Origin of the sequence: Ideonella sp. (assembly GCF_035254525.1) — a bacterium.
Taxonomy (GTDB): domain Bacteria; phylum Pseudomonadota; class Gammaproteobacteria; order Burkholderiales; family Burkholderiaceae_C; genus Ideonella.
Window position 1 is genome coordinate 1 of the sequence record NZ_DATFAN010000003.1, and the last position, 4,429, is coordinate 4,429.

The 4,429-nt window shown below is 68.1% G+C and carries 4 protein-coding genes; 2 read left to right on the forward strand and 2 right to left on the reverse strand.

What is annotated here, in order from left to right; genetic code table 11:
- Window positions 1–33 precede the first annotated feature (33 nt).
- Window positions 34–456, reverse strand: a complete 423-nt coding sequence (locus tag VJ693_RS00205; protein ID WP_324151438.1) for a metalloregulator ArsR/SmtB family transcription factor — start codon at window positions 454–456, stop codon at window positions 34–36.
- 32 nt (window positions 457–488) lie between these two features.
- Here VJ693_RS00205 and VJ693_RS00210 point away from each other — a divergent pair, with 32 nt between their 5' ends.
- On the forward strand, window positions 489–1,094 hold the full coding sequence (locus VJ693_RS00210; protein ID WP_324151439.1) for a hypothetical protein: 606 nt from the start codon (window positions 489–491) through the stop codon (window positions 1,092–1,094).
- Here the strand turns inward: VJ693_RS00210 and VJ693_RS00215 are convergent, their stop codons facing one another.
- The gene (locus VJ693_RS00215; protein WP_324151440.1) at window positions 1,095–2,975 is read right to left on the reverse strand and encodes a carbohydrate-binding module family 20 domain-containing protein; all 1,881 of its coding nucleotides are present in this window, start codon (window positions 2,973–2,975) and stop codon (window positions 1,095–1,097) included.
- 273 nt (window positions 2,976–3,248) lie between these two features.
- Between VJ693_RS00215 and VJ693_RS00220 the strand changes: the two genes are divergently transcribed.
- The gene (locus tag VJ693_RS00220) at window positions 3,249–4,367 is read left to right on the forward strand and encodes an NAD(P)/FAD-dependent oxidoreductase (RefSeq protein WP_324151441.1); all 1,119 of its coding nucleotides are present in this window, start codon (window positions 3,249–3,251) and stop codon (window positions 4,365–4,367) included.
- Window positions 4,368–4,429 lie beyond the last annotated feature (62 nt).

Here is a 4,429-nt window from a genome sequence, read left to right on the forward strand (position 1 = left end):
CGATGCATTCATGTGTTTCTCCAATGAGTCCAGTCAGCCACAACAAACCACTCGCTTGGGCTCCACCGCCTTGTTGCGCGTGCAGCACTCCGCATACAGGAAGCCCAGCAACTGCTCCAACCCGCTCGTGTCCGCCGCGTAGCGCAAGAAGGTGCCTTCGCGCTGCACCGTGATCAGCCCTTCGTTGCGCAGCTTGTCCAGGTGGTGCGACAGCGTCGAGTTCGCCATCTCGAGCTCGGCGGCGATCTCGCCCACCACCATGCCCTCCGGGTGGGCAGCCAGCAGCAGGCGCACGATGCGCAGGCGCGGCTCGGTGCCCATGGCGGCCAGCATGCGAGCGAATCGGGCGACGGCAGGTTGTTCGGACTTCTTCATCGGGTGATCCGGCGAATACGATGTTTCTACAATAATCGAAATATAGACGAAGATCAAGCGCATGGTGACGATCGGTGTCATGGCCACGGCGTGGCGGCCGGTTTGCTCCGAGAATGACCGCTCGGACCTTGCCTGGAGGCGCCATGACAAACGGTCGATCGATTCTTTCGGCAGCCTGGCTGGCGACGCTGCTGGCGGCATGCGGGGGCGGCGGGGTCACCACGATCGGCGGCACGGTGAGCGGCCTGAACACCGGTACCGCGGTCACCTTGCAGAACAACGGCCGCGACACGATTGCGATCGCATCGAACGGGCCCTTCACCTTCGCGCCCGACTATCCGGCGGGCGCGTCGTACAACGTCACCATCGCCGTCCAACCGGCGGGCCTCGCGTGCACCGTGACCAACGGGCAGGGCAGCATCGACTCGAATGCCGCCAAGGTGACCAACATCGTGGTGGCGTGCGTGCCAGGCCTGTCGGTCGGCGGCAGCGTGTCGGGGCTGGCCAGCGGCCAGAGCGTGACGCTGCAGAACAATGGCGGCGACGCGCTGACCATCGGCGCCAACAGCAGCTTCGTCTTTCCGACCCTGCTGGCGCCCGGAGCGACCTACAACGTGACCGTGCTCACGCAGCCGCAGGGTCAGACATGCTCGGTGGCGCAAGGCACGGGCACGCTTGTGAACAGCAACGTGTCGATCGTCGCGGTCACCTGCTCGTAGTCAGAACTTGAATTTGCCGTCGTCGCGCGACTGCGTGGCCGAGGCGCAGGTCGTGAACTCGCGGTTGCCGCTGGCCGTGGGCTGGTTGCTTTCCCACACGGCGCTGCTGCCGTCCCACTTGACGTACTTGTACTGGACGGCGGCATTCGCGGGCAGGTTCACGCTGCCGCTCCACGGCACGTTCGCCCCCGAGCCCTGGATGGTCAGCGCAAAGCCGGCGGCAGGCGCCCAGCTGCCCAGCGCGGCCACATTGCCCACCACGCGCAGGTTCTGTCCGTACACCGTGTTGGCGTTGGCGATCGTGAAGCTCACCGCGCAACCGGTGGTCGAGCCCGAGACCTTCTGGCCGGTGTAAATGGCCACCGCCGGCACGACGCTGCCGCCGTCGGCGGGCACGCTGATCGAGGCGTAGCCGCTGCCGTTGACCACCACGCTGTCGGCCTTGCACGCGCTGCCGGTCCCGTCGAGCGAGCCGTGCACCACGTTGCAGTAGGTGCCCGCCGGCAAGCCCGTGTAGAAGGTGTTGGTCCACGCGCCCGTCGTGTTGTTGATCGCGACGAAGCCCACCGAGCCGCGGCTGAACGCGACCTGGTTGGCGTTGCCGGTGGTCCAGTTCGCCTGCGGCTGGCCGGCGGCGGCGGATCGGAACTTCACCATGTTGGAGATGTCCTGCCAGCGGTGGATGAAGTCCCAGGCGACGTTGATCTGCGGCACGCCGTTCAGGTAGGGGCTCACGCTCGGGCGGTCGGCATCCTTGTTGGTGAAGCGAAAGCCCGACTGCACCTGCGCCTCGCCGTAGCCTTGGGCCAGCATGAAGATGTTGGCGAGGTCGTAGCGGTGCGAGCCCTGCGTGTCGTTGGGCACGCTCCCCGTGTAGTTGCTGGCGTTGAGCGAGCTGCCGTTGCGCTCGGTGTCCCAGTTGTCGACCAGGATCGTGGCGTTTTGCGGCTGCACGAAGCCCCAGCTGCCGCCCCAGTTGCCCCACGTGCCCATCACCGAGGGAATCGACGCGAGGCTCAGGCCGTTCCAGTTGCGAAACGCGTCGCGCATCGCGAAGGTGAACTGGAACTCGTTGATGGTCCCGATGGGGAAGTAGTCGGCGCGATTGACCTCGCCGTCGGGCAGCACCTCCTGCGTGATCCAGATCGGCTCGCCCGCCTTGGTCGTCGGGTGGCTGGCCTTGACCGCGCTGAAGATCGACTGCAGCGCGCTCGGCTGCTGGTGCTTGGCCGCGTCGATGCGAAAGCCGTCCACGCCCATGTCGAGCAGCGTGTTGAGGTAATTGACGACCTGGCCCTGCACGTAGCTGCTTTCGCTGGCGAGATCGGGCAGGCCGCCCAGGCGGCACAGCATCACGTTGTTGCGGCCGGCCGGCGAGTTGTAGTCGGCGTCCTGGATGTTGCAGTAGGAGTGGAAGTCGTTGCCGCTGAAGTACGGGTAGCTGAGCGTTGCCGAGTCCCAGCTCGAGCCGTCGGTCGCGACGCCGTTGGCCGCGCTGCTGCCGTCGGCCAGCTGGTTGGTGACGATGTCGGCATAGACGCGCACGCCGGCCGCGTGGCAGGTGTTGATCATCGTCTGCAGCTGCGCGGCGGTGCCCATGCGGCTGGTCAGGTTGACGTGGTTGACCGGCTGGTACACGCCCCACCAGCCATTGGCGTTCTTGGACGCGCCCGGCGGCGAGATCTGCACCGCTCCGTAGCCTTGCGGACCCAGCCACTGGGAGCACTCGGTGGCGATGTCGTTCCAGCTCCATTCGAAAAGCTGCACCGAGGTGTCGCGCGGGTTGAAGCCCGCGGCCTGGGTAGCGACGGGTGCGAAGCTCGCCGCGACAAGGCAGGCGGCCGCCATCCAGGCGTGCCGGGTCCGCTGATGTGGTGTCATGGGTCTCTCTCCTGTGGTGGGTTGTGCAGGCATGAACAAGGCTTCAGCCAGCAAGTAGTTCTATTACTTCTGCACGCCCGCCCACAAGGTGGAGAGCCCTCCATTCGAACGCTCTATTACAAGAGTATTCGTCGTAACTACGCGGGCGATTACCGTTGCGCACGTAGTGAAGCGGGCTACGTTGTGCGTGACGATCATATGTAGTTCAGCGACATCCGGCGGCCGCGCCCCGGAGCGGCCCGAGCGCCTGCCGCCGTTCGGCACAATCGCCCGATGGACCAGGTCGACGCGATCGTGATCGGTGCCGGGGTGGTCGGCCTGGCGGTGGGCCGCGCGCTGGCGCAGCGCGGACTCGAGACGATCGTGCTCGAGCGGGCCGATGCCATCGGCACGGCCACCAGCTCGCGCAACAGCGAGGTCATCCACGCCGGGCTGTACTACCCCACCGGCTCGCTCAAGGCACGCTTGTGCGTGCGGGGGCGCGAACTGCTGCTGCGCCACTGCGAATCGCACGGGGTCGCACATCGCCGCTGCGGCAAGCTGCTGGTGGCCAACGGGGCCGAGCAGGCGGCCAGGCTGCGCCAGATCGCTGCCCAGGCCGCGGCCAACGGCGTGCTCGACCTGCGGCCCTTGAGCGCCGACGAGGCGCGGCGGCTGGAGCCGGCGCTGCACGCCGACGAGGCCCTGCTGTCGCCGTCGACCGGCATCGTCGACAGCCACGCGCTCATGCTCTCGCTGCAAGGCGAGCTCGAAGCGGCCGGCGGCGCGCTCGCGCTGCGCTCGCCGGTCGAGGCGGTGCTGCTGGGCGACGGCGCCCACGTGGTGCAGGTCGGCGGCGAGGCCGCCTGCGAACTGGCGGCGCGGGTGGTGGTGAACGCCGCGGGCCTGTGGGCGCCGGCGGTGGCCTCTCGCATGAGCGGCCTGGCCGCGCGCTGGGTGCCGCGGCCGCATTACGCCAAGGGCAGCTACTTCGCCTTGTCCGGCCGCTCGCCGTTCTCTCGCCTGGTCTATCCGATGCCCGACGCGGCCGGACTCGGCGTGCACCTCACGCTCGACCTGGCGGGTCAGGCCCGCTTCGGCCCCGATGTGGAGTGGATCGCGCCGGCCACGCCGGACGAGATCGACTACCGCGTCGATGCCGGCCGCGCCGCGCGCTTCGATGCCGAAGTGCGGCGTTACTGGCCCGGGATGCCCGAGGGCGCGCTGCAGCCGGCCTACAGCGGCGTGCGTCCCAAGCTGGCCGGGCCGGGCGCGCCCGCCGAGGACTTCGTGCTGCAGGGGCCGTCCCGGCACGGCGTGGCGGGTCTGCTCAACCTCTTCGGCATCGAGTCGCCGGGGCTCACCGCCTGCCTGGCGCTCGCGGACGAAGCGCTGGCGCAGCTCGCTGCTTGACGATCGTCGCAGCGCGGCCTACATCCGCGTCCACTTGCCGTCGATCAACTGCTCGTGCGGGC